The following is a 23,317-nucleotide window of genomic DNA, read 5'->3' on the forward strand; positions in this document are numbered from 1 at the left end:
AAATTTATATTGGAAATAATGACAATGAATTATATACCTAAACTTGAAGAGTTGAAAAATGAGTTTATAGATTTACAATTTCAAGATGAAGCTAAAAAAAGTACTCTTTTACAAAAACTAAGAATATATATTGAAAGACTATTTGGTGGACCTTCAAGTTATATTGATGATTTAGAACGAATTTCATTCTTTAGAATGTATTCCAAAACTCAATCTGAAAGTATGGAAGCATGGGAAAGTGGTAAAAAAAGATGTGTTGGTCTGATAGATAATATGATTGAAGATTTAACAATATTTACTCAAACACCAGTTTCTCAAAATCAATATATTAGTGAACCAACTAAAGTTTTTATTGTTCATGGACATGATGATTTAGCGAAAACAGAAGTCGCTAGATTTATTGAAAAGTTAGGGTTAGAGGCAGTAATTTTGCATGAAAGACCTAATTTAGGTGCTACTATTATTGAAAAAATTGAACGTGAAACAGATGTTGGATTTGGAATAGTTCTCTATACACCTTGCGATGTTGGCAACTCACAAGAAAAATCAAACGAACTTAATGCTAGGGCTAGACAGAACGTAATTTTTGAACATGGTTACTTAGTGTCTAAACTTAGAAGAGAAAAAGTAGTAGCTTTGGTAAAAGGTAGCGTTGAAAAACCAAGTGATATTGATGGTGTAGTTTATGAACCAATGGATTCGGCTGGGGCTTGGCAATATAAAATAGCTAAAGAGATGCAAGCGGTAGGCTACAATATAGATTTAAATAAGGTGGGTTGAAAAAATGAAAGCCATCTTCCTCGACCGAGCCACCTTTTCCGCTGATGTAGAGTTAACACCCCCACATGGACTTAGCGACTATCAAGTCTATGCACAAACGCCCAATGACCCCAAAATCATCATTGAGCGTTGCCAAGACGCGGATATTGTTATCACCAATAAAGTTGAGCTTACCGCCGAAATTATCGCGCAGCTTCCAAAGCTCAAACTCATCCAACTGACCGCCACAGGGATGAACAACGTCGATAAAGACGCTTGTGACAAGCACGGCATTACTGTTAAAAACGTCGCAGGCTATGCGCTCAAAAGCGTCCCCGAACATACCTTTATGCTGATACTCTCAGCCATGCGAGCGGCTCGCCACTATCATCATGAAGTGGTCAAGGGTGACTGGCAGAAAGATGGTCGCTTTTGTCTGCTCGACACGCCACTTATTGACCTTGAAGGCAAAACGCTGGGCATTATTGGCTATGGTACGATTGGCAAACGGGTTGGGGAAATTGCCAAAGTCTTTGGTATGACAGTATTGATAGCCGAACACCAAAACAAACCGCCAAGAAATAGCGATTATAGCGCGTTTGATGATGTCCTTGCTCAGTCCGATGTCATTACCCTACATTGTCCATTGACGGAGCAAACGCAGCATTTAGTGAATGCCGATACCATTGCCAAAATGACAAAGAAACCGTTGATTATCAATGTCGCGCGCGGCGGCGTGGTCGATAGTCAGGCAGTGGCTGATGCCGTAACACAAGGTAAATTATTAGGCTATGGGGCAGATGTGTTTGAAGATGAGCCGATTAAAGACAACGACCCATTACTCACACTTAAAGACCACCCAAGAGTGATTTTTACCCCCCATAATGCGTGGGGCAGCGTCAATGCCCAGCTTAACCTGTGGGACATATTGTGTCAGCAAGTGCAAGAGTTTACCCAACTATCCCATAAGGGAAATAACGAAAATAACGGAAAATAGATATGACAAGTAAACTGCAATTTCAGGACCTAACTATTGGCACTGGCAAAACCGCCGAGCGTGGGGCACTGATTACCGCGCATTACACGGGCTATCTACCAGATGGCACGGTGTTTGACTCATCACATCACCGCGGGCAACCGTTTGAAACCGTGATTGGCACAGGGCGGGTGATTAAAGGTTGGGACGTGGGCGTCTTGGGTGGCGAATACGCTCAAAAAATCGGCTATGACAGTCAAGTTGAAGACCCTGCCAATCTCATAGCCATGCAAGTCGGTGGCAAGCGCAAACTCATCGTGCCAAGTCACTTGGCGTATGGTGAGCGCCAAATCGGGAAAATCCCGCCAAATTCAGACTTAACCTTTGAAATTGAATTGTTGGATGTCAAAACTCGTGATTGAGATTAAATTGGGTATTTATCAGCACTACAAAGGCAATCTGTATCAAGTGCTGCACATCGCCAAACATAGCGAGACTGAAGAGGAATTGGTCGTCTACCGTGCGCTCTACCAAGCGTATGGGGTTTGGGTGCGACCGCTTGCGATGTTTGCCGAAACGGTAGAATTCAATGGCGAAGCTGTGCCAAGATTTAAGCTGATAAAACCGCTAGACAGTTAAGTTTGGCGGTAATTGATATAAAAATAATCGACAACAAAAAACCCCAAACTAATAAGCTTGGGGTTAATCGATTTATACCTAAGACAAATAATGGTGGCGTGGGGCAGGATCGAACTGCCGACACACGGATTTTCAATCCGTTGCTCTACCGACTGAGCTACCGCGCCATGTTTGTCAGCATCAGTATTTGAGCGGCTATTAAACTAAAAATCGCCAAAGGTGTCAAGCACTATTTTAAACTTTTTGCAAAAAGTTGCTAGTAACTGGCAAAATCCCAAGTTATATCAAGTTATATCAACTCATACATGGCTAAAATACGATGAATGGCGCCGCAGCCAGGTACAAACTTGGTATTGCCTTTTTTGCGCTCAATGTCGGTGACTTGCTTGACGAATTTGGGGGCAAGACCGCGCCCGCGATTGGCAGGATGCAGCACAATATACTGTAGCAAGCGGCTAGACTCGATGCCTTCATTAAAGCAGCCAATCGCGGCAATCGGTTTTTCATTAAACATCCCCAAATAAAGGATATCACCTTTGGCAAAGGCCTTTTCAAAAAACGCCAAAGCATCACGACCTGTAGCAAACTCAGGCGAGCTGTCGTACAATTTTTCCACCCGCAATTTAAGTTCAGGATCGTCAATGCTGTTGTTTTCAAAGTTATTGATGGCAACGGATTCTAATGGCATAAAGCCCTCCTTGTTAATTAGCTCACGTTTTAATTAGCGCATGTTGATTTAGTATAAAATAGTATAGGATACCAACAAACTTGTAATTGTTATTCCGTGTTTTTTGCTGAAAATAAAAGCTGTCAATGCTTTGGTAAGGCGTTGGGCAGCACGTTGGTAAGCCGTGATGGCTTTTTTGGCTTAACCAAATCTTGGACAAACTCTGTGAAATGATGATGTGTTTTTCAAAACAACCTGCTCGATGCCGTCCATTAACCGAGGGCGAAAAAGCCATCGCGGGTAGCGTATTTGGTGATACGTTACAGCTTGATAGTATACGCCTAAAAACCGCATGGTGGGTACTCAAAGGCTATGCGGTTAGTCCCAATGGTCATGTGTATTTTCATCCAGCAGATTTTTGTGATGATTTTAGTCAGCAAAATGTCTATCTGCGCGCGTGGCTGGTGCATGAATTGACCCATGTTTGGCAAATCCAACAAGGCATTAAGGTGTTTCGCCGCGCCCTGCTCAATCGGCGCTATAGCTACGAGCTGCAAGCCAATAAGCCATTTGGTCGTTATGGTATAGAGCAGCAAGCGCGTATGGTGGAAGATTATTATCGAAAACGTGAACTCAAACAGGATTATGAGCCATTACTCGCCTTTATTCCGTTTGCCAGTTTACAGCCTGCCACCGCCTAGCGTTATCAACTCTCTGTGTCGCTGTCATCACCCAATGTTTGTAGCGATTGCGGTAGTTTTTTAGCATAATTGCTTGATAGATGGGTGTCTTAAGTTTCAGTTAAGCTAAATCTGTATGATAGCCTCATCCTAAATTTGGTTATTATATAATGGCTATTTTTTGGTGCATTTGGATAAGGTGAGTAATCGTATGTCAGTGAATAACTCTCGATGGGTAGCATGGCGTCAGCAAGGTATCAATGCTTATGTGATGATGGGTATTGTCGCGCTATTTTTGACCCTGACCGCAAACGTTACTTTCTTTGATAAAGCCACTGAAGTCTATCCGTTTACCCAGCATATTGGGTTTATAGGCTCATTGCCATTGGTGCTATGCGGTGTGATGCTACTGGTTATTGTGCTGCTTAGCTATCGTTACACCCTTAAAGCGGTATTGATTTTTTTGCTATTGACCGCGGCAGTCACGGCGTATTTTACTGATACTTATGGCACTGTCTATGATGTGAATATGCTACAAAACGCGCTACAAACCGATAAAGCAGAAAGTGCCGATTTGTTTAACGTCAATTTTATCTTACGCATTTTATTGCTTGGGGTATTGCCTAGTGTTTGGGTGGCGTGGCAAAAGGTCACATTTCCCCCCATCAAGCGCAGTCTATTGCAGCGCGGCTTGACATATTTGGTCAGCCTCGGCTTGGTGGTGTTACCGATTTTGGCGATGAGTAAAAATTACGCCAGTTTTTTCCGTGAACATAAACAGCTTCGTAGTTATACCAATCCTGCGACCCCTGTATATGCACTGGGTAAACTTGCCAGTATACAGCTCAAACAAGCACAAGCTCCCAAAACCCAAATCATGCATGCAACCGATGCGGTGCAGGTGAGCAATTCCACCACCCGTAAGCCAAAACTGGTGGTATTGGTGGTCGGGGAAACCGCGCGCGGCGACCATGTGCAGCTAAATGGGTATAACCGAACCACCTTTCCGCAGATGGCTGCGACGGCTGGGGTAACTAATTTTAACCAAGTCATCGCCTGTGGTACCTCAACCGCTTATTCGGTGCCTTGTATGTTTAGTTATGTCGGTATGAAAGACTACGATGTGGATACCGCCAACTACCAAGAAAACGTACTTGATACCTTACATCGCCTAAAGATCAATATCTTGTGGCGTGATAACAACTCAAGCTCAAAAGGCGTCACTAATCGTTTGCCCGCGGCGGATTTTGTCGATTATAAAACCGCGCGCAACAATACGATGTGTAATACCAACCCCTATGGCGAGTGCCGCGATGTGGGTATGCTAGTAGGCTTAGATGACTACGTCAAACAACAAGCTAACCAGAATACGCTTAACCAAGACACCCTAATTGTGCTACACCAAATGGGTAATCACGGACCTGCGTATTTTAAACGATATGATAAGCAATTTGAAAAATTCACCCCTGTCTGCCAAAGCAATGAACTTGCCAAATGCGACCCACAAAGCGTGATTAATGCCTTTGACAATGCGCTACTTGCCACCGATGACTTTTTGGCAAAAACGGTGAACTGGTTAGACAAATATGACAGCACCCACCAAGTGGCGATGCTGTATGTCAGTGACCACGGTGAAAGTCTGGGCGAAAACGGCATCTATTTACATGGCATGCCTTATAAAATCGCGCCTAAAGCGCAAAAACACGTCGCATCGATGTTTTGGGCAGGTAAGCACTCAGGCATTCAAGCAGTGCCATCTAATACTGAGCTCACCCATGATGCCATTACCCCAACTTTGTTAAAACTGTTTGATGTGCGTGCGCAAACCGTACAAGGCAAACCATTATTTATCAAGTAAAGTTATCCAGTAAAGCCATTTGGGTAATTAGAGCCATTTAAGTAATGTTAGACATAAAAAGTGCGTCCAACCCCAGCGACAGTGACGGTAAGATAGATGGTTCAAAATAGATGAATATAAAGATCGCTAAATTAAAAAATTTTGCCAGTAGGCAGACCGTGCTCGGACTGGTGATGGCCATCATCTTTACGCTAACGCTGGAGCACAGTGCTATTGATGTAGCCATCAGCCAGTATTTTTATTCCCCCACAGATGGCTGGCTGCTTGCCAAAGAATCACTACTCCCTAACTTAATTTTTTATACCATTCCCAAAAGATTATTAATTGCGTTTGAAGTCTATATGGCCATCGCATGGCTACAACGCTACTTATTACAACGCCGTGCATCGAGTCATTGGCTTGCCAAGCAACAGGCATGGTTTAAGCCTTTTAGCTCACTATCACTGACTGAAATGGGCTATCTATTTATCGTGATGGTTTTGGTACCTTTGATTATCGCATCGCTTAAAGGGGTGACTCATGTGGTGTGTCCCAATCACTTGCAAATTTTTGGCGGTGAATATCCCTATCTAACGATACTAGAAGACATCCGAGCCGGAACCCGCTCAAAATGCTTCCCTGCGGCGCATGCCAGTGCTGGGTTTGCCCTGTATGCTTGGGCATTTATCCCAAGTCTTTGGCACAAGCGCTGGCAAATCGCAGCGATGGTGACGGTGATAGCTTGGCTAATGGGTGGGTATAAAATGTTGATAGGTGACCATTTTTTCAGTCATACCCTGGTATCTATGAGCTTGGCATGGGGGATTTGCGCAGCGGTGACATGGGCTTGGTGTCGGTTGTATGCTAAAAATACGTCCGCAAAAAATTCGAAGCGCTAATAGTTCATGGTATAAAGCTATAAAAAAGCGTTGAGGAACACCCCACGCTTTTTTTTGGTTTCATGGTTTTATAGCTAGCTTAATCGATTGATGGTCATCACCACTTTATAGCCATCGGGATGACTAGCAGTTAAGCGAGAAGGCAGTTTATCGTTACTGTTGCTATAGCTAAAGGTGGCTGTCCAATCGCCATTTTGGGCACTCACTAGGCGATTAGTGCTGTCTTTTTTACCATTGGCATCACTGGGTGCTGGCTGTCCTTGAATCCAGTAAGGCAGCTGTGAGATGGGCGCTTGCCAACCGGTTGCACGTAATAGCAATTCTTCAGGGGTAGCGGCATTGATGGTGCCTTTTTCGTTGGTTAACGTCGCAGATTGACCATTGTAGCTGATTTTGGTTTGACCTGCATTCATCGCACCGGCAATCTCAATGGCAAAGTTTTGACCTTGCTGTGTCCAAATATAAAACGCGCTGCCTGCCTGCTGCGGCGTGGTCATGCCAATTTTACCATTGATGGTAAATTGCGTGCTTGGTAGCGTACTTGCAGCCGCTTGCTGATTAGTGGTGGTCGATGGCGCCGTGGCTGTTTGGGTATTGACCACAGGGGTTGTCATCCCTGTGGCGACAGGCTTGGCTGTGATGGGTTTGGTAGTTGCTTGTACTGACTGACAGCCTGTTAGCAGCATGCTACTGATGCCCAAACAGGCAATACTTAACCCCGTGATTTTGCTGGTGATAGCTGGTAATAAATGCATAATATCCTCAAATGTTAATCAAATTTGTTAATCAAGTTTTCATCAAATGTTAACTGGTTGTGCTCAAGTATGATGGTTTAAAAAACTGATGGGTAAACTATAAATAGCCATTGTTAAGCCTGTTTTACTTAACTGCTCAAATTGGTGAAAAAGCGGTTGTTATTTATCTGTTGTTTATCTGCCATTTACCTGTCATCTATCTGCCTTACAACCGTCATTGTTCGCTAGTCGTCATGCTTAGAGACGATTTTAGGCAGCGCTATTGCAGATTTTCGGGTTGATAACCGAGCTCATTGACCAAAATTTGGTTGATGCGATCCGCTTCTTTTTGGTTACCCAAATTTAAGTACGCTTGTTGTAGCAGCAGGCCGCTAATCACATCGGGTACGATATCAAAATTATCTGATAACAGACTAATGACGGTAGCGTTATCAAACTGATGCAGCGCTTGTTGCGACAATATTTGCCGCGCCTTTAAACCGACTTCTTTATCATTGATTAATGCCGTCAGTAGGGCGGTCACTTCTTCATTATTTTGTTTTAAATTGACCAAGGTTTGCGCATATTCGAGTTGATAATCCACGTTTGCCGGTGCAAGGCGAATCAATTCTTTTAACAATCGCAGCTTACTGGCGTTATCATCATCCGGCAGTAACAACACCTTGGCAAATAAGATATCGGTATTATTGGGTAAACTGGTTTGTGCGCTATTAAGCAAGGCTAATGCTTGCGCGGTTTGGTTATTTTTTTGCAAAATATTGGCTTGCATGATGTAGCTTTGCGGCGCAAAACTGTCAAATTGCTCCCGTAGCTTGATGCTACTGGCAATCGCTTCCTCAAAACGCTTTTGCGAGATTAATAAATCAATCTGTTGCTGTCTGGCTTTGAGCACCAAGTCAGGTTGCATCACTTTGCCATAGTAGCCAATCGCATCATTGAGTAGGTTCTGGCGTTCGGCACTGACAGCCAAATAATAATTGGCTTGGTCCTTAAAGTTGGGGCTGGCAAGCAATGCTTTGAGCAAGCGATCTGCTGCGGCGTATTTTTTCAAATCAATACCCACCAAAGCGGCCAGTAGTTTGATTTCTTCATCTGTCAAAAACTGCTGATTAGCCGTGGCATTGAGCTGTTGCCAGACCTGCGCGCTTTTGCCTTGCTTTAGCATATAGCGAATTTGATAGACAAAGAGCGCTTTATTGTCAGGCACGGTTTTACGCGCCTTCGCAATAAACGCAATCACTTGATTACTGGGCGATAAGGCTTGCAGGATATCTGCTTTTAACGTCAAAAAAGCCGGGCTTTTTGGGTTGGTTTTAAGCGCCCGATTAATCGCCACTAACGCGGCTTTGGGCTGTTGAAACTGTAGCAGCAGACCTGCTTTCATGACCAGTAATGAAGGGTTGTTTTTGATGTCTAATCGATTGAGCGTAGCAAGCAGTTCAGCTTGGTCACGGGTTTCGGTGGGATAAATCCCAATCAAAATCTGACTTAAATCAGCGTCAGGATCGTACTGCAAAATTTGATTGAGCTTTTCGCCGGCTAATTCATACTCGTGCGCTTTGAGTGCCAAATGGGTCACATAAAAAATCGCAGGCACATGGTCAGGGTTTTGCTGCTGCCACGCATTGGCAAAAGCGAGCGACAACTGTGGTGGTTCATTTTGTAAAGATAAACCCAGGGCGCGTTCAAATACGGGGGCCGCATCCGCCAAAAAAGACTGCTGCTTATAGGTCGCTAACGCCTGATCGATACGACCGCGATCTGCGGCAAACTCTGCCATCAAAATCGCATACAGGCTTGGCTGGGTGACGGCATTGGCGGAATTTTGCTTTAGACTAGTGGGCTGCAATATCGACGGCGCAGGACGCCCCGTAGGTTTGGTATCAGCTTTGTGGGTGCTGACCACAGCACTCGGCTGATTAACAGACTGACTAGCAGATGCAAAATTTGCCCCGGCACTAAAAACCGCTGGGCTAAACAATAAACTTGCCAACGTGACCGTAGTCGCGACTACCTTTTTGCCTAAAGCGGTAGAGGGTTTAAGTGTATGAAGCGGTTTTAGATTCGGCTTTAGATTGACAAAAAGTTGATGTGGTGTTGTTAAATGCATCGGTAAACAAATCGATAAACAATAAGGCTTGACATATTTCGACGCAAAAAAGCGTGGATTGATGGGACAACCACGCACAGCGCAACAAGCCGATGAAATAACCGCTGGAAACAACTTTCGCATTTAGCTCGCTTGGACAGTAACGTACCTAAAAATTACAGTCAGTATTACAGTTAATGACAAGTAAGATGTAACAAAATGTTCATGAGAAACTTAAATTATACGGGGTTAACTGGTCGAACTATGTAGAATTATGGTTAAATCGTATGGGCAAATAGCAACCAAACGAGCAGATGTGGCAGCGTTAAGTAAAAAAATATGATGATAGCTCGAATGACCGTTCAAAATATTAGGTGTGCTAGATATGTTAATGCTTTAAATCGAAATGCTTTAAAGCATGGCTAAAGAATTTTCCTGAATCAAAAAAGCAGGATGTTTTTCATTTGTTATCAGCAATGGTATAATAATCCACTTTTCTAATTTACTTTTATTAAGTGGTTATTATTAAGTTGCTTTAGGTTTCTTTATATTGCCACTGTTCCCCCTGTGTTATCAAGCATGACAAATGTCGATAGGATGATATGGGCTGGATGTCGCTTAGCTAGCACGCCTAGCTTCACAAAAATCAGCTTTGATAAACGCGGTCATTTTTAAGGTCAGTACGTTATATGCAGCTTCTGGTTATTGGGTTAAATCATAAAACAGCGCCAGTTGCCATGCGTGAGCAATTGGCGTTTGCTGCTGAAGATTTGCCGATTGCCTTAGATTCGCTCAAAGCGATCACCCAAGGCGCGGTGATTTTATCGACCTGCAACCGCACTGAAATCTATGCGCTAGCCCCTGAAGGACAGACCCTTACTAGCACGATGTCACAAGTGATTGAATGGCTAGCGGCTTTTAAAAACACGCCCATGCAAAAAATCGCGCCACACCTGTATCAATATCAAAATAACCATGCACTGCTACATTGGGTGCGGGTAGCGTCTGGGCTAGACTCGATGATTTTGGGCGAGCCGCAGATTTTGGGACAAATCAAACAGGCGGTGCGCCAATCCCGTGCCAAAGAAGGTATCTCGAGTAAGCTTAGCTGGGTGATTCAGCAAGTATTTGCCGCCGCCAAACAAGTGCGTAACGAAACGCGGGTAGGCTCACAAGCGGTATCGTTAGGCTTTGCCGCCGCCAAATTGGTGACCCAAATTTTTCAAAAACCTAGCAACAACACTTTGCTAGTGGTCGCGGCAGGGGAGATGAATCGGTTGGTTGCGACCAATATCGCAGGTCTTGGTGTCGGCAAAGTCATCATCTGTAATCGTAGTCCTGAGCGTGCCGCGCTGCTCGCCTCTGAGCTTGAAGCGATTGTGCCGCACATTGAGATTACCCCGCTTGATCAATTACCCAGCGTGTTGCCGCAAGCGGATATTGTAACCAGCTGTAGCGGTAGCTTATATACCTTAATTGATAAAACCATGGTGAAACAGGCGTTAAAACAGCGCCGTCATCAGCCCATGTTAATGATTGATTTGGCCGTGCCTCGCGATATTGACCCTACTGTCAGTGAGCTAGATGACGTGTATTTATACTCAATCGATGACTTACAACATGTGATTGCAGGCAACCTTGAACAGCGTCGCCAAGCTGCCGTAGAAGCAGAATTATTGGTTAGCCAAATCGTGGTGGCGATTGAGCGCAAATACTTGGTGCGCCAAGTGGGTCAGGATATTCAGCAGTACCGTGAGCAAGCCAAACACCATGCGGATATGATTTTAAGCCAATCCTTACAGCAGCTTGCCGATGGTCATGCAGCCGAAGCAGTATTAACCGAATTGACCCGTAAACTCACCCAAACGTTAACCCATGCACCCTCTAAGCTATTGCGAGAAACGGCTAGCGAACAGCCCGTAGAAACCGTCAATTTTGTGGCACAACATCTGACCCATGCCTTTCGCAAAGACAAATGCCCCTATCTCACCCATAACAACACCCTGCTTGATGACGAGCCAGCGTCACCGTCTTTTGACAAGCAATAATTTTCCTATTGCTGAGCTTTTAAGCCCAATTTTTCGCTACAAGCGGCGGCTAGCTTTTTTGCATCAAATTTGTAATACTTAAAATTGCTCTGCTAACTCTGATAACAATGGCGTTGATTAGGATTTGCTATGTTTACTTGCCCACCGATACTACCGTATTTTACCCCACTGCCTGCGCTTAGCCTGCAAGGCGAAGCCAATCTTGGTATACCCGCTTGGTTAGCAGCAGTGGAAGCGGACTTGGATAAGGCGTTGGCATCTGGCACACCGATTCGCCAAGTCGTCATGGGGCGCTGCTGTGCGATTGATAGCATGATGGCAGCCTTATTTGAGTTGTATGAACTTGATCAAACCGGTTTGACGCTGTTTGCCACAGGAGGTTATGGGCGTGGGGAGTTGCACCCGTTTTCGGATGTGGATTTATTGCTGTTAAGTCCAAACCCGATTGATGAGGCCTTGAACCAAAAAATTTCGCCATTCGTTGCCAAGCTTTGGGATATTGGGATTGATCCTGCTTTAGTGGTGCGCTCTGTTGAAGAATGTGATAAGGCTTGTCACGATGATATCACGGTAGCAACAAGTCTGTTAGAAGCACGAATTTTGGCGGGCAATGTTGCCCAAGCTGGGTTGCCGATGCAGCTACTTAATAAAAACTGGTCACAAACCAAGTTTTATGAGGCCAAAATGGCAGAAGCCAAAGAGCGCTATCTTAAACATAATTCGACGGAGTATAACCTAGAGCCTGACCTTAAAAACGCGCCAGGGGGCTTGCGAGATATTCATACTGTCGGCTGGATTAGTAAGCGCTATTTTCGCGTGACAAACTTGTTTGGACTGGTGCAGCAAGAATTTATTACCGAAAAAGAATTTGATGAGCTGCAAGAAGCGGAAGATTTTTTGTGGTTGATTCGCCATCATCTGCACAAAATTGCCAAACGCAATGAAAACCGTGTTTTATTTGACTATCAGCGCCTGATTGCTGAGCGCATCGGTTACCGTGACAATTCGCATCCCAATGCCGCAGTTGAGCAGTTTATGCGCGATTATTACCGCTATGCCATGTCAAACTCAACATTGTCTGAAATGCTCACCCAGCATTATTATGAAACGTTGATTGAAGCGCGTCTACCCGATGAACAGCGCCCGGTGAGTAAGGTGATTAATGAGCGCTTCAAACTGGTCGGTGATCGCATTGCGGTGACGCATACGCGGGTGTTTGCCCAACATCCGACCGCGATTTTAGAAATGTTTTTGTTGATGGGTCAGCAAAATATTCGCCATATTCGTACCCGCACGCTACGGATTTTGAAAATCGCCGCACGGGGCATTGATGAGCATTTTCGCAATGATCCCGCCAACAAAGCCATGTTTATGGACAATATCAAAGAGCAAAATCTGCTATTTTGGCGACTACGAGTCATGAAGCGTTATGGCGTGCTAGGTAGCTATCTGCCTGCTTTTGGTCAAATTACTGGGTTGATGCAATATGACTTATTCCACCGTTATACGGTGGATGCCCATATTTTGATGTTGATACGTATGTTGCACCGCTTTACCGATGACAATTATGTTGATACCTATCCGCTTGTCAGTGGTATCTACCGCCGTATTGACCGTAAAGAGATGCTGGTGTTAGCCGCGATATTCCATGATATTGCCAAAGGTCGAGGCGGTGACCACAGTGAACTTGGCGAGCAAGATGCCATCAAGTTTTGCTTGTCACATGGGTTAAGCCAAGCCGATGCCGAGCTTGTCGGCTGGTTGGTGTCTCAGCATTTATTAATGTCGATGACCGCGCAGAAAAAAGACATCTCTGACCCTGAAGTTGTCGCAGAATTTGCCGATAAAGTCGGGAATGTGACTTATTTGAATTATTTGTATGTGCTCACCGTTGCCGATATGAATGCCACCAACCCGCAGCTTTGGAACAGTTGGCGCGCAACCTTAATGCGTCAACTATATACCCAAACCCGCCGTATCCTGCGAGCCGATATCGATGCGCCGATGAACCGCCAAGACATGATTGCCAGTAACAAGCAAAGCGCCCGTGATTTGCTAGCGGGTGATAATGGCTTGGCTGACATTGAAAGCTTGTGGGATGGGCTAGGAGAGGAGTATTTTTTGCGTGAAGTCCCAAGCGATATTGTTTGGCATTCTAAAGCCATCATGGCGCATGATGAGGTACAAAAACGACGCACAGAGAGCGAGCAACCTGAGCCGCTGATTATTTTGCGCGAACATCGCGAGTTGGCACTCGATGCCGTGCAAGTGTTTATCTACACCCATGATCAATCCAATTTATTTGCGGTGACCATGACCGTGTTTGACCAAATGGATTTGGATGTACTCGATGCGCGCGTCATCACCGCCTCGCGAGATTTTGCCCTAGATTCTTACGTACTGCTTGACCGACATGGCACGCTACTCACCGATACCGAGCGCCAAACTGAGCTCGTTGAGCGTCTAAAACAAGCCTTTATTAGTCCAACGCTGCCTGAGGTGGCGCAGCGACGCATGCCTAGACAGCTCAAGCATTTTCATGTGCCTACCAAAGTGTCTTTTAGTTTTAACCCGCAATCCAATCAGCATATGATGATTTTGGAAACCCTTGACCAGCCAGCCTTGCTCGCGCGTGTGGGGCAGGTGTTTTTGGCGCATGATATTGAAGTGCATTTTGCCCGCATTACCACATTGGGTGAGCGCGCCGAAGATATGTTCTTTATCACTGACCATGAAGACAAACCGCTATCGGATGAGCGCCTTGAAAAACTCAAACAGGCATTGGTAGAAACGCTGAATATCAGTTAAATTTAAATTGTCAGTGGGAAAAGTCGGCGGCAAGCAAGCCCAATCGTAAGTCTAAGCGCAAGCGCAATTACAAGTAAGCTTTGGGGTTTGATTACTTTTGGGTGCGCGCCAAATACACCATTAAACAAACCATGGCAATGAGCGCGACACCTGCCCCTACATAACCCACCATGGCCAGTCCTAGGCTTGCAATCACCAGTCCACCGACGAACGCGCCGCCGCCGATACCGATGTTATAAATTCCTGAAAAAATTGACATTGCTACATCAGTGGCATTCGGCGCAAGCTGCAATACGCGTAGCTGAAAAGCAAGGCTAATCGCCGTAATTGCCAAGCCCCATAGCATCGCTAGGACAAGCCACAAGATTGGCACATGAGGCAGCCAGACCGATGCCAACAACGAAAACAGCAGCGTTGCCATCGCGCTAATCAAAAACGCCCGTGGAAAACGGTCATAAAAGTGCCCAAATAGCCAGCTTGCTAGCAACCCTGCCACCCCAAAACTCAGCAAAATCACCGTGGCAAATTGCTGACTAAACTGACTAATCGTCAGCATATAAGGCTCAATATAACTGTACGCCGTAAAGTGTGCCGTCACACATAGCACAGTGAGTGTATAGACAGTGAGCAAGGGGATATTGTTGAAGATACTGGGTAAACTTGCGGCTGAGCCGACATCTTTGCTCGGCAGTTTTGGCAAAATCCACCACACCATAATCATTGCCAAGAGCGCAGCCGCACCAATCGTGCCAAACGTCATCCGCCACCCGAGCCACTGCCCAATCATCCGACCTAACGGTAGCCCAAGCACCGTCGCCAGCGCGCTACCCATCGACAATAGCCCCAAGGCTTTGGTTTGACGATCTTTGGGCGCCACACGCACCACAAGGCTTGCGGTAATTGACCAAAACACCGCATGCGCTAGCGCAATCAATGCCCGTCCAACCAACAGCATGGCAAAACTTTGCGCCATCACCGATACTGCATGCCCCCCGATAAAGATAACAAATAATGCTATCAATAGCTTACGCCGTTCGATACGGGCAGTAGCAAGCATGGCAGGGAGCGACAAAATAGCCACAATCCAAGCATAGATAGTGATCATATGTCCCACCGTTTCTACCGGCATGGCAAAGCTATGACCAATGTCAGAGAGCAGCGCAATCGGCACAAATTCGGTGGTATTAAAAATAAATGCCGAAATAGCCATGACAATCACGCGCCATTGGCGAATTTGGTTGGGATAGTTGGGATTGGACTGGGTATGTTGGCGTAACTGGTGAAAATAACTCATTGCGGGCAGGATGGCTAAGGCTGATGGCATACCTTAGCGGCTCACTCTATAAAATAAAAGCAATTTTACGTTATTTTATGATGAAAATAGTTTTGCTAGTAAAAAATCGACTCACAGGGTGGCGCCATAACCCAATGCATAGCGGATAAATCACTCATACAGTCATCCGCACACCCATCAACCCCAATTTACCAAAAAAGCAATACCCACTAGCCCCGCAACTTAGGGATAAGTGGTTAGAAAACTGGCAATCAGTCCGACTATTTACCTTTGGACAAAATCGCCACTTGGCGGATATAAGTGTGTAAATCAGCCACACTCTCATTCATCAATTCATCATCTTGGGTATATTCGGCGTAGGCAATCCAAATCAGGAGCTGCTTGATGGTGTTGAATTCACTGTCAAAAAAGGTTTTGGTAAATTGTTTTAAGGTATTGTCATCTTGCAAATTTAGGCGCGTTTGCCAACTTTCAATTTTGGCTTGTTGCTCAGGGCTAAAGGTATGGCGAAATAAAAATTCGACAATCGCATGCGGTTCTTCTTCAGCCAGCAATTTACCCAAACGCTTAATGTGACGTTTACGTGCTTCATGGCTGGTGATATCGGCAAGCTGCAGCAAGTCATCCAAAAAAAACTCACTGGCAGGCAGTGCTTTCATTTGTTTTTTTGACAAATTGGCAAGCGGCTCAGCCAGTCGCTGTAGGCGTTCATGGGCTTTTTTTAGTTCGGTACGGCTAACCGCCATATCCATTTCAGCAAAATTAATCATTTATCAATCTCAAAGTTATCAATCATCAGTATAAAGTTGATTCAGAACGCACTACCAGCGGTTTTTTTCACGGTGTTTGATACGTACCACCATCTCTTTGGGTAGCGATTGGGTCAGTGATTCGCCCAATTTTTCTGCGATATACACAGAGCGGTGTTTGCCCCCAGTACAGCCGATAGCGATGGTCACGGTATGGCGATTGTTGTGCAAAAAAGGCGGTAACCATTTTTTAAAAAAAGCGATAATATCATTCGCCATGTCATCTACTTCGCTATAGTCATCAAAAAATGCTTTGACATCATCGTCTAACCCTGTCTGGTTGCGCAGTTCAATCTTCCAATGGGGGTTTGGTAGGGTGCGCACATCAAAAATAAAATCGGCATCAATCGGTGCCCCATATTTAAACCCAAAGGATAAAATATTGACGGTTACCGCATTATCCACGCCCAAATGATCGCGAATGACTTCTTTGAGTTGGTGGATATTAAGTAGGCTGGTGTCAATTTTGATATCAGCACGAATAGCAATCGGCTCTAAAATATCGATTTCTTTTTTGATGGCATTGGGTAGATTGCCCGCTACCGCCATTAACGGATGCAGACGGCGCGTGGCGTCAAAACGTGCCACCAGGACGCTTTCTTGGGCAGTCACATACAGTATTTTAATCGCCGGTTTGCTATAAGTCTCAATGAGCTTATGATAGACCTCGGCAAACCGAGATAAGTCCGCTTGTGGTGAGCGTACATCCACACCAATGGCGATTTTATAAATTTGGCTGTCATGTACAAGTTTATCAATGGCACTAGGGACTAGCGAGAGTGGCAAATTATCAATTGGATAATAGCCAAAGTCTTCCATAATGTTGAGAACCGATGTCTTACCCGAGCCTGAACGTCCTGAAACAATGATAACTTGTAGCGTTGACATAGTTAATCCTTCACAGATGCGGTGGTAGGTTGTCGATTAAAATCGCTACCCAATTCTTGATTCAGTTCCTGATTCGGTTCCCGACTAAACTCTAGGTTATCTAAAAGCCGTGTTTTCTTGCCCAAAAAAGCGGCGGTCAAAATTACCAAGTCTTTATCAGTGGGCTTCGGCGGTTGTAATAAGCGATTTTTAACTTCCAAATAATCCACTTTAAAGCCTGAATCAGCCACCGTCACGCGATTTAACTTATCAATTGCGCCGGCAATAATCTTGTCAAAATCGGCAAAATTGGCAGTTTTTAACTCATTGGCCAGCTGTTGCAAGCTTTTTTGTAAGGTGGGAGCAAGTTGACGTTCTGCTTCGCTTAGGTATTGATTGCGAGACGATAATGCCAACCCGTCCTCAGCGCGCACGATATCCACCCCGACAATCTCAATGGGGAAATTTAGCTCAGCCACCAACTGGCGGATAATCGCAAGTTGTTGATAGTCTTTTTTGCCAAAAACAGCGATGTCAGTTTGGACGATATTAAACAGTTTGCTCACCACCAAGCCGACACCATCAAAGTGGGTGGGGCGAGTGTTGGCACACAGGATTTTGCTAATATCGCCTGACAGCACTTGCACGTTGTTAGGGTAGGTCGGGTACATTTCTTCCACGCTTGGGGCAAATACAAAATTCGCTCCCGCGTCGGTAAGTTTTGCCACATCAGCCTCTAGCGTGCGTGGGTAGGTATCAAAGTCTTCACCCACACCAAATTGGGTTGGGTTAACAAACACACTGACCACCACGATATCGGCAAGTTCTTTGGCTTTTTTGACGAGGGTCACGTGACCGCTGTGCAAATTACCCATCGTGGGGACCAGCGCTATCTTTGGTGCGGCCGCTTGATGGCGTAAAGGTTTTAAGGTGTCACGTAATGCGCTGATGGTGTGAAATACTTGCATTTTCTTGCCTTTATGGTTACTAAAAACTATGCGCTGGCGTTGGGAACGTACGGTCTTTGACCGCTTTATGATAAGCTTTAAACGCTCCGGTGATATCTTTGGTTTCGTTATGCTCGTCGGTCAAAAAGTCTTTGACAAATTTCGCAGGTTTACGGGTATATACCCCAAGCATATCGTGCATAACCAGCACTTGACCATCGCACTCAACACCTGCGCCAATACCAATCACTGGCACGGGGAAAGTGTCACGCACTTTTTTGGCAAGCTCAGCAGGGACACATTCGAGCAGTAAAATAGCGGCGCCCGCCTCTACCACTGCTTGACAGTCAGCCATGAGTTTTTCCGCTTGCGCATCGGTTTTGCCTTGTACCTTGTAGCCACCAAACACATTCACTGATTGCGGTGTCAAGCCTAGATGCACACAGGTCGGCACGCCGTTGTTGGCAAGCACTGACACGATTTCGGCAAGCTCGGCACCGCCTTCGATTTTGACCACATGCGCGCCTGCTTGCATCACCGCTTGGCTGGCATCGAGTGCGCGCTCAAGCGTGGCAACGCTCATAAAAGGTAAATCACATAAAATCAGTGCATGACTGTTGGCACGAGCCACGTTTTGGGTATGATATACCATATCTGCGATTGTCACCGGCAAGGTTGAGGTTTGTCCTTGCACCACCATGCCAAGGCTATCACCAATCAAAATCGTATCAATCGCTGCAACTTGCATGGCTGCTGCAAAACTTGCGTCATAACATGTCAAGCACGAGAACGTCTCGCCATTGGCTTTAAGTTTGTTCAAGGTGGACAAAGTCACAGGTAATTTAGGCTTGGTCATCGCTGCGGCAGATGTTGACTCAGTTGTTGAATCAGGGTTAGATTCTAGGTTGCTAACGTAGCTCATGCGGTTTCCTTTAAAAAGCAAGGTTAAAAGAATCAAGGATAAAAGAAGTAAAGCTAAAAGAAGCAAGGGCAAAAGAAACAGGCAAAAACAAGAAATAGGGAAAACAAAAAACGTTACTTTATCAATGGTTTAATTTTTTGCGATTTCAAATCCATATCCCCAATAATTTGTTAATTTTTATAAAAATCCATGTTAACTGATATAGATTAAACTCCGGTTAATTTTTCCAAGCCCTGCCACTGTTGACTGGTCGGTAAATCTGCCAATTTTTGCCCATTTACCATAAGGGTCGGGTCAAGCTCTAGCATCGGAATAAGCACAAAATTACGCGCAAATAAGCCTTCATGTGGAACGGTTAAACGCGCATTGTTGATTGTCTCATCGCCATACAACAATACATCGACATCCAAACTACGCTCACCCCAGTGGCGCAAACGCGTGCGCTTGGCAGCGCTCTCCAAACTTTGGCAAAAATCCAACAAGGCTAAGGGTGCCAAATCGGTATCAACTTTTACCACGGCATTAAAAAAATCGGGCTGGTCGGTGACCCCAAAGGCTTTGGATTGATACAGTGATGATGCTGTAACATTGGCAAAGTGCGGCGATGCGTAAAACGCTGCAATGGCATTGGCAATATGCTGCCTTGGCGTACCAAGTGCGTTTGCGATATTGCCACCCAAACCGATATAGCACGTAATCATGGCTGATGACCGTCGATTTTGACCGCGCGTTTGCGCGTGCGTTTTGGCGCTGCCGCTGCCGGTGGCTCATCCTTAGTCACCGCTTCTGCTGAGACTTTGCTATCAGCAACCGCTTTTTTACGCGTCCGTGGCGCTCGCTTTGGCTTTGGCTGTACCACGCTACTATCAATCATTGATTCATTGGGTGCCGAATGATTGACCGTGCCAATGTCAGTGCTAGAGACAATATCAATATCAGGATGAGTTACCGCCTGATTGTCAATGCTTTGTTTGACGGGTGTTGGGCTGACAGGTTCGCCACGCAAATCACTAGCGGATGTTGCGATATCCGCTTGCTGGCGTTGCTCCAAAATCGACCAGTTTGAGCTAGGGGTACGTCGCGCACGTTTGGCAGGCACACTTGCTGCCGATAAATAGGCTTTGTCGCGTTTGCGTGAGCGACTTAGTTGTGAATTATTTGGGTGCGAATCATTTGGGTGTGAGCTATTTGGGCGTGCACTTGTCTCAGCATAAGCTGATACTGAAGCAGAAACTATCGGCTGATAAGGGTGGTCATCGTCTTTTTGCGCTGTGATTGGCGCTACAATCAGTGACTTAGCGGGTGCTGAGTTGGTGTGAGTGGCAAGTGATAACTGCTGCAGTTGGGCTTTTTCAAGTTGCTGCTGCTGTGTTAGTTTGTGCGCTTTGGTAGATAGCGCTGTATCTTGCAGCAGTTCATGCTCGATTTGGCTGCTTGCTGCAACCGGCAAACGGCGTCGTTCGCGGCGGCGCTTTCCATGACTCAAATCGCTACCCATGCCTGCTTCATTATCAGGCACCGCATCGCTAGTTTGGTAAGCAACACTGTCATCCTCAAAACTGGTTTGATTGACAATATTGGCAAAGCGCAAACGCACCGATTCAAGGTCAAACTCATCAATCGCTTGTTGCTGTTGTTTGGCACCTAGGGTTTGAAACCACGCCCACCAATGCCCCATACCGTTGGTGCTTTCATCATCCAACGTGATCGCTGCGCCATGTTGTTTGGCAAGCGCTTGGTTTTTGGCTTCCACTTGCTCACGCATCATCAAAAAGTCATAGGCAGCCCGAAAACGCGGATTTTCAAACAGCTTTTGTAGATTTTTTTTGCGCGGCTGGGCAAGTCTTGGCTGCATGAGCCAAATATCTTTAATAAATTGCTCGGCAAACTTGGGCATGGCTGTGTGCTGGCGCTGCTTGTCCAACACTTTATTGGCGGCTTGGTTTTGCGCGTCGCTAAACGGTGTGTTCTTTTTAAACTTATCCAATAAATACAGATAGTTTTCCCACAAAATAGTCGCATAAAAGAACGCAGGGTTAATGCTTTTACCACTACCTATGCGCCTATCAGTATTGATGGTGACTTGATTGAGTAGCGGTGTCACGCTTGTAGGTGGGTAAAACAACAACTGGGAAAACGCACCATAATCAAATAGTAGCGGTAACATCGGCACCAAGTAGCCGCCTGTGAACATTTTTTGCGTCTCATCGTACAAGCGGTGAGGGGATACTTGCGCCAATAATGCCCAGTTTTGCGCGTTGAATTGTTGGTTTAAGGCATTGTCAAAATGAAACTGCAATTTTGCTTTAAAACGCAGCGCTCGTAGCAGACGTACAGGGTCTTCTTCCACCCGTTTTTGGGTGTCACCGAGCAGACGAATGGTGCGGTTTTCAATATCGTTGAGCCCACCACAAAAATCATAAACGATGTCGTCAAATGGCTGATAGTACAGGGCATTGATACTAAAATCGCGGCGCACCACATCTTGATAGATATCACCCCACACATTGTCACGCATGATCATGCCGTCTTCGGTGAGATGATTGTTATCCTTAGGCGGCGCGCGAAAGGTCGCAACTTCAATCATATCGCGACCAGAATACACATGACACAGCTGAAAACGCCGTCCGATGATGCGGCAGCGTTTGCCAAATACTTCTTTGATTTGGTTGGGAGTGGCGTTGGTCACAGCATCAAAGTCTTTGGGCTTTAAGCCTAACAAGGCATCACGCACCCCACCACCGACGATGTAGGCTTCAAAACCCGCCTGCGTCAGTGTGCTAATCACTTCTTTGATGGAGTTGGGTAAATCAGCTTTGTTTAAGCCCAGTTTTTTGGCATCCCGGCGAGCCGACTGTCTATCTAAAACATAATCGGTTGCGGTATTGCCAGCAGCGGTTGCCGTGCTAGGTGATTTGCGAGTTTTTTTTGCCATGTATAGTAACCAAAATCCATGAAAACGGCAGAAATTTATTAGCGGTTAGTGTACCAAATTTCTGCCTAACTAGGGATATTAATTCACGGTTACAAAAAATCCAGTGAGCAAAAAATATTGTCTACTGATTGATTATTCGTAAGACGTTAGCGGTATAGGATGAGGCGGTTTGCTTGCTAGTACAGCGTGTATAAAACATGAGAATAGGCTTATGATGATTGCCCATGCTTTATTGAGCTATCACTATTGGGTGGTAATGCGGTGGCGATTTTTATCGACAGTCGCTTTGCCGATACCTTTGACGTTGGCTAGGTCATCCGCTGTGGCAAACGGCGCTATCATTTGCCGGTATAAAATAATTTGCTGCGCTTTTTTAGCACCGATACCATCAAGCTGTGTAAGCTGTGCTTCACTGGCGGTATTGATATTAATCACTTTGGATGAATTGGCAAGGACATTTGCAGAGGGTTTTGTGGTACCACTAGTATCCGTCAAATTTGTCACGGCCAAAAAAGCCTGCTCGGGCGTCAAGGTTGGGGTACATACTTGCGCCTGTGCGGGCATTGCCCATATACTTAGAACTAAAATGGCTAGAACTAAAATGGCAAAAGTTGAGCCAAATAATAATCGAAAAATCATTGCTTTAACGGTCAAATCCCTGTTGACTCAGTATACCTTGCCCAGACTTTTGGAACAATAAATCTTGGGCAATAAAAAAACCAAAACCCAGTCAGGTTTCGGCTTTTACTATGCATTAAAGTCTTGTGGCGATAACGAGAAATTATCTTGGCTGACCTTTTGCATGCTCTCCTTTTATATGAGGGTGACCACGGTTTACTTTGACCTGTTTTTTGACATAATGTTTTTTCACCTGTTTTCTAACAGGTTTTTTGACAATTTTTTTGACAGGTTTATGGTGTAACTCATTCTTACGAACCTCTTTTTCATGACGCACGTTTTCATGAGTCACTTTTTTGTGAGTTACGTTTTGGCTAGGTGCGTTATGGGCAGGTACAGGTGGTACAGCCGGTGCTGCAAAAGCGGTTGTTGAAGCAAATACCAAAGCTAGGGCGGATGCGAATAGCGTTTTTTTCATAGTCGTCTCTTAAAATATTATTGTTATACCGATTTATGTAATGGATCAACAAGATTGAATAAACAAGATAGATTCAATAACAAACGAATCAAAGCTTGTGTTAAATCAATGCTATTAAATCAATGCTATTAAATCAATGCTATTAACCAAATTGGTTTAATATATGGGTTTAATGAGTTGATGTGAGCTATTATGCCACCCCAAACTTAGTACAAACTTAGCTAAAAAACTGTTTTACCAAAAAAATGTACACGGCATGTAAACAGGGTATTAGCTGTCAATAACACTAA

Annotated in this window: 21 protein-coding genes and 1 tRNA gene; 9 read left to right on the plus strand and 13 right to left on the minus strand. The window is 45.1% G+C overall.

Features of this window, described 5'->3' with window-relative positions; all coding sequences use genetic code 11:
* Window positions 1–24 precede the first annotated feature (24 nt).
* From RT064_RS06065 to RT064_RS06080, 4 genes are read left to right on the plus strand one after another with little or no spacing between them, the layout of a single operon-like run.
* Window positions 25–780 carry a TIR domain-containing protein gene (locus tag RT064_RS06065; protein ID WP_313062435.1) on the plus strand — a complete coding sequence of 252 codons (756 nt, stop codon included), beginning with the start codon at window positions 25–27 and terminating at the stop codon, window positions 778–780.
* Between the two features lie 4 nt (window positions 781–784).
* Window positions 785–1,756, plus strand: coding sequence for a D-2-hydroxyacid dehydrogenase (locus RT064_RS06070; RefSeq protein WP_313062437.1), 972 nt, complete (start codon window positions 785–787; stop codon window positions 1,754–1,756).
* A gap of 2 nt (window positions 1,757–1,758) precedes the next feature.
* Window positions 1,759–2,157 (plus strand): FKBP-type peptidyl-prolyl cis-trans isomerase, encoded by a 399-nt coding sequence (locus RT064_RS06075; RefSeq protein ID WP_313062439.1) that lies wholly within the window; start codon window positions 1,759–1,761, stop codon window positions 2,155–2,157.
* Entirely contained in the window at window positions 2,138–2,374 is a 237-nt protein-coding gene (locus RT064_RS06080) for a DUF1653 domain-containing protein (protein WP_409519536.1), read from the plus strand. The genes RT064_RS06075 and RT064_RS06080 overlap by 20 nt, the downstream gene beginning before the upstream one ends.
* Window positions 2,375–2,465: 91 nt before the next feature.
* Here RT064_RS06080 and RT064_RS06085 read toward each other — a convergent pair.
* Window positions 2,466–2,541 (minus strand) — tRNA-Phe (locus tag RT064_RS06085).
* A 122-nt stretch (window positions 2,542–2,663) separates the two neighbouring features.
* Entirely contained in the window at window positions 2,664–3,062 is a 399-nt protein-coding gene (locus RT064_RS06090) for a hypothetical protein (protein ID WP_313062440.1), read from the minus strand.
* 209 nt (window positions 3,063–3,271) lie between these two features.
* Between RT064_RS06090 and RT064_RS06095 the strand changes: the two genes are divergently transcribed.
* From RT064_RS06095 to RT064_RS06105, 3 genes are all read left to right on the plus strand, one after another.
* Window positions 3,272–3,742: a type IV secretion protein Rhs gene (locus RT064_RS06095; protein WP_313062442.1), complete on the plus strand. Its 471-nt coding sequence runs from the start codon at window positions 3,272–3,274 to the stop codon at window positions 3,740–3,742.
* A gap of 190 nt (window positions 3,743–3,932) precedes the next feature.
* Window positions 3,933–5,579, plus strand: a complete 1,647-nt coding sequence (locus tag RT064_RS06100; protein WP_313062444.1) for a phosphoethanolamine transferase — start codon at window positions 3,933–3,935, stop codon at window positions 5,577–5,579.
* 110 nt (window positions 5,580–5,689) lie between these two features.
* Window positions 5,690–6,457, plus strand: coding sequence for a PAP2 family lipid A phosphatase (locus tag RT064_RS06105; protein WP_313062446.1), 768 nt, complete (start codon window positions 5,690–5,692; stop codon window positions 6,455–6,457).
* 74 nt (window positions 6,458–6,531) lie between these two features.
* Here the strand turns inward: RT064_RS06105 and lolB are convergent, their stop codons facing one another.
* Both lolB and RT064_RS06115 read right to left on the minus strand, forming a co-directional pair.
* Window positions 6,532–7,212 carry a lipoprotein insertase outer membrane protein LolB gene (gene lolB / locus RT064_RS06110; RefSeq protein ID WP_313062449.1) on the minus strand — a complete coding sequence of 227 codons (681 nt, stop codon included), beginning with the start codon at window positions 7,210–7,212 and terminating at the stop codon, window positions 6,532–6,534.
* A gap of 259 nt (window positions 7,213–7,471) precedes the next feature.
* Window positions 7,472–9,445: a tetratricopeptide repeat protein gene (locus tag RT064_RS06115; protein WP_313062451.1), complete on the minus strand. Its 1,974-nt coding sequence runs from the start codon at window positions 9,443–9,445 to the stop codon at window positions 7,472–7,474.
* Window positions 9,446–9,990: 545 nt separating this feature from the next.
* Between RT064_RS06115 and hemA the strand changes: the two genes are divergently transcribed.
* Window positions 9,991–11,349, plus strand: a complete 1,359-nt coding sequence (gene hemA / locus RT064_RS06120; RefSeq protein WP_313062453.1) for a glutamyl-tRNA reductase — start codon at window positions 9,991–9,993, stop codon at window positions 11,347–11,349.
* A 129-nt stretch (window positions 11,350–11,478) separates the two neighbouring features.
* Window positions 11,479–14,157 (plus strand): [protein-PII] uridylyltransferase, encoded by a 2,679-nt coding sequence (gene glnD, locus RT064_RS06125; protein WP_313062455.1) that lies wholly within the window; start codon window positions 11,479–11,481, stop codon window positions 14,155–14,157.
* Between the two features lie 91 nt (window positions 14,158–14,248).
* Here glnD and RT064_RS06130 read toward each other — a convergent pair whose 3' ends face one another.
* The 9 genes from RT064_RS06130 to RT064_RS06170 all read right to left on the minus strand — a co-directional run bounded on the left by RT064_RS06130 (window position 14,249) and on the right by RT064_RS06170 (window position 23,027).
* On the minus strand, window positions 14,249–15,481 hold the full coding sequence (locus tag RT064_RS06130) for a sugar transporter (RefSeq protein WP_313062457.1): 1,233 nt from the start codon (window positions 15,479–15,481) through the stop codon (window positions 14,249–14,251).
* Between the two features lie 230 nt (window positions 15,482–15,711).
* Window positions 15,712–16,221, minus strand: coding sequence for a ribosome biogenesis factor YjgA (gene yjgA / locus RT064_RS06135; protein WP_007116564.1), 510 nt, complete (start codon window positions 16,219–16,221; stop codon window positions 15,712–15,714).
* A 51-nt stretch (window positions 16,222–16,272) separates the two neighbouring features.
* Window positions 16,273–17,148 carry an RNase adapter RapZ gene (rapZ, locus tag RT064_RS06140; RefSeq protein ID WP_313062459.1) on the minus strand — a complete coding sequence of 292 codons (876 nt, stop codon included), beginning with the start codon at window positions 17,146–17,148 and terminating at the stop codon, window positions 16,273–16,275.
* A gap of 2 nt (window positions 17,149–17,150) precedes the next feature.
* Window positions 17,151–18,095, minus strand: coding sequence for a pantoate--beta-alanine ligase (panC, locus tag RT064_RS06145; protein WP_313062462.1), 945 nt, complete (start codon window positions 18,093–18,095; stop codon window positions 17,151–17,153).
* A 19-nt stretch (window positions 18,096–18,114) separates the two neighbouring features.
* Window positions 18,115–18,930 (minus strand): 3-methyl-2-oxobutanoate hydroxymethyltransferase, encoded by an 816-nt coding sequence (gene panB, locus RT064_RS06150; protein ID WP_313062519.1) that lies wholly within the window; start codon window positions 18,928–18,930, stop codon window positions 18,115–18,117.
* Window positions 18,931–19,202: 272 nt separating this feature from the next.
* On the minus strand, window positions 19,203–19,697 hold the full coding sequence (gene folK / locus RT064_RS06155; RefSeq protein WP_313062464.1) for a 2-amino-4-hydroxy-6-hydroxymethyldihydropteridine diphosphokinase: 495 nt from the start codon (window positions 19,695–19,697) through the stop codon (window positions 19,203–19,205).
* Window positions 19,694–21,931, minus strand: coding sequence for a polynucleotide adenylyltransferase PcnB (pcnB, locus tag RT064_RS06160; RefSeq protein WP_313062467.1), 2,238 nt, complete (start codon window positions 21,929–21,931; stop codon window positions 19,694–19,696). The genes folK and pcnB overlap by 4 nt, the downstream gene beginning before the upstream one ends.
* A gap of 243 nt (window positions 21,932–22,174) precedes the next feature.
* Window positions 22,175–22,495, minus strand: a complete 321-nt coding sequence (locus tag RT064_RS06165) for a ComEA family DNA-binding protein (RefSeq protein ID WP_313062468.1) — start codon at window positions 22,493–22,495, stop codon at window positions 22,175–22,177.
* 217 nt (window positions 22,496–22,712) lie between these two features.
* Window positions 22,713–23,027 carry a hypothetical protein gene (locus tag RT064_RS06170; protein WP_313062469.1) on the minus strand — a complete coding sequence of 105 codons (315 nt, stop codon included), beginning with the start codon at window positions 23,025–23,027 and terminating at the stop codon, window positions 22,713–22,715.
* Between the last annotated feature and the right edge of the window lie 290 nt (window positions 23,028–23,317).

Source organism: Moraxella sp. CTOTU49097 (assembly GCF_032064105.1).
Taxonomy (GTDB): Bacteria; Pseudomonadota; Gammaproteobacteria; order Pseudomonadales; family Moraxellaceae; genus Faucicola; species Faucicola osloensis_B.

What these genes read in the sequence shown, in the direction of transcription:
- RT064_RS06105 (WP_313062446.1), top strand. Translation starts at nt 5,690, where the DNA reads ATGAATATAAAGATCGCTAAATTAAAAAATTTTGCCAGTAGGCAGACC.
- rapZ (WP_313062459.1), bottom strand. Translation starts at nt 17,148, where the DNA reads ATGTCAACGCTACAAGTTATCATTGTTTCAGGACGTTCAGGCTCGGGT.
- pcnB (WP_313062467.1), bottom strand. Translation starts at nt 21,931, where the DNA reads ATGGCAAAAAAAACTCGCAAATCACCTAGCACGGCAACCGCTGCTGGC.
- RT064_RS06065 (WP_313062435.1), top strand. Translation starts at nt 25, where the DNA reads ATGAATTATATACCTAAACTTGAAGAGTTGAAAAATGAGTTTATAGAT.
- glnD (WP_313062455.1), top strand. Translation starts at nt 11,479, where the DNA reads ATGTTTACTTGCCCACCGATACTACCGTATTTTACCCCACTGCCTGCG.
- RT064_RS06115 (WP_313062451.1), bottom strand. Translation starts at nt 9,445, where the DNA reads ATGCGAAAGTTGTTTCCAGCGGTTATTTCATCGGCTTGTTGCGCTGTG.
- RT064_RS06070 (WP_313062437.1), top strand. Translation starts at nt 785, where the DNA reads ATGAAAGCCATCTTCCTCGACCGAGCCACCTTTTCCGCTGATGTAGAG.
- folK (WP_313062464.1), bottom strand. Translation starts at nt 19,697, where the DNA reads ATGATTACGTGCTATATCGGTTTGGGTGGCAATATCGCAAACGCACTT.
- RT064_RS06095 (WP_313062442.1), top strand. Translation starts at nt 3,272, where the DNA reads ATGATGATGTGTTTTTCAAAACAACCTGCTCGATGCCGTCCATTAACC.
- lolB (WP_313062449.1), bottom strand. Translation starts at nt 7,212, where the DNA reads ATGCATTTATTACCAGCTATCACCAGCAAAATCACGGGGTTAAGTATT.
- RT064_RS06080 (WP_409519536.1), top strand. Translation starts at nt 2,138, where the DNA reads ATGTCAAAACTCGTGATTGAGATTAAATTGGGTATTTATCAGCACTAC.
- panC (WP_313062462.1), bottom strand. Translation starts at nt 18,095, where the DNA reads ATGCAAGTATTTCACACCATCAGCGCATTACGTGACACCTTAAAACCT.
- RT064_RS06170 (WP_313062469.1), bottom strand. Translation starts at nt 23,027, where the DNA reads ATGAAAAAAACGCTATTCGCATCCGCCCTAGCTTTGGTATTTGCTTCA.
- hemA (WP_313062453.1), top strand. Translation starts at nt 9,991, where the DNA reads ATGCAGCTTCTGGTTATTGGGTTAAATCATAAAACAGCGCCAGTTGCC.
- RT064_RS06130 (WP_313062457.1), bottom strand. Translation starts at nt 15,481, where the DNA reads ATGCCATCAGCCTTAGCCATCCTGCCCGCAATGAGTTATTTTCACCAG.
- RT064_RS06090 (WP_313062440.1), bottom strand. Translation starts at nt 3,062, where the DNA reads ATGCCATTAGAATCCGTTGCCATCAATAACTTTGAAAACAACAGCATT.
- RT064_RS06100 (WP_313062444.1), top strand. Translation starts at nt 3,933, where the DNA reads ATGTCAGTGAATAACTCTCGATGGGTAGCATGGCGTCAGCAAGGTATC.
- panB (WP_313062519.1), bottom strand. Translation starts at nt 18,930, where the DNA reads ATGACCAAGCCTAAATTACCTGTGACTTTGTCCACCTTGAACAAACTT.
- yjgA (WP_007116564.1), bottom strand. Translation starts at nt 16,221, where the DNA reads ATGATTAATTTTGCTGAAATGGATATGGCGGTTAGCCGTACCGAACTA.
- RT064_RS06075 (WP_313062439.1), top strand. Translation starts at nt 1,759, where the DNA reads ATGACAAGTAAACTGCAATTTCAGGACCTAACTATTGGCACTGGCAAA.
- RT064_RS06165 (WP_313062468.1), bottom strand. Translation starts at nt 22,495, where the DNA reads ATGCCCGCACAGGCGCAAGTATGTACCCCAACCTTGACGCCCGAGCAG.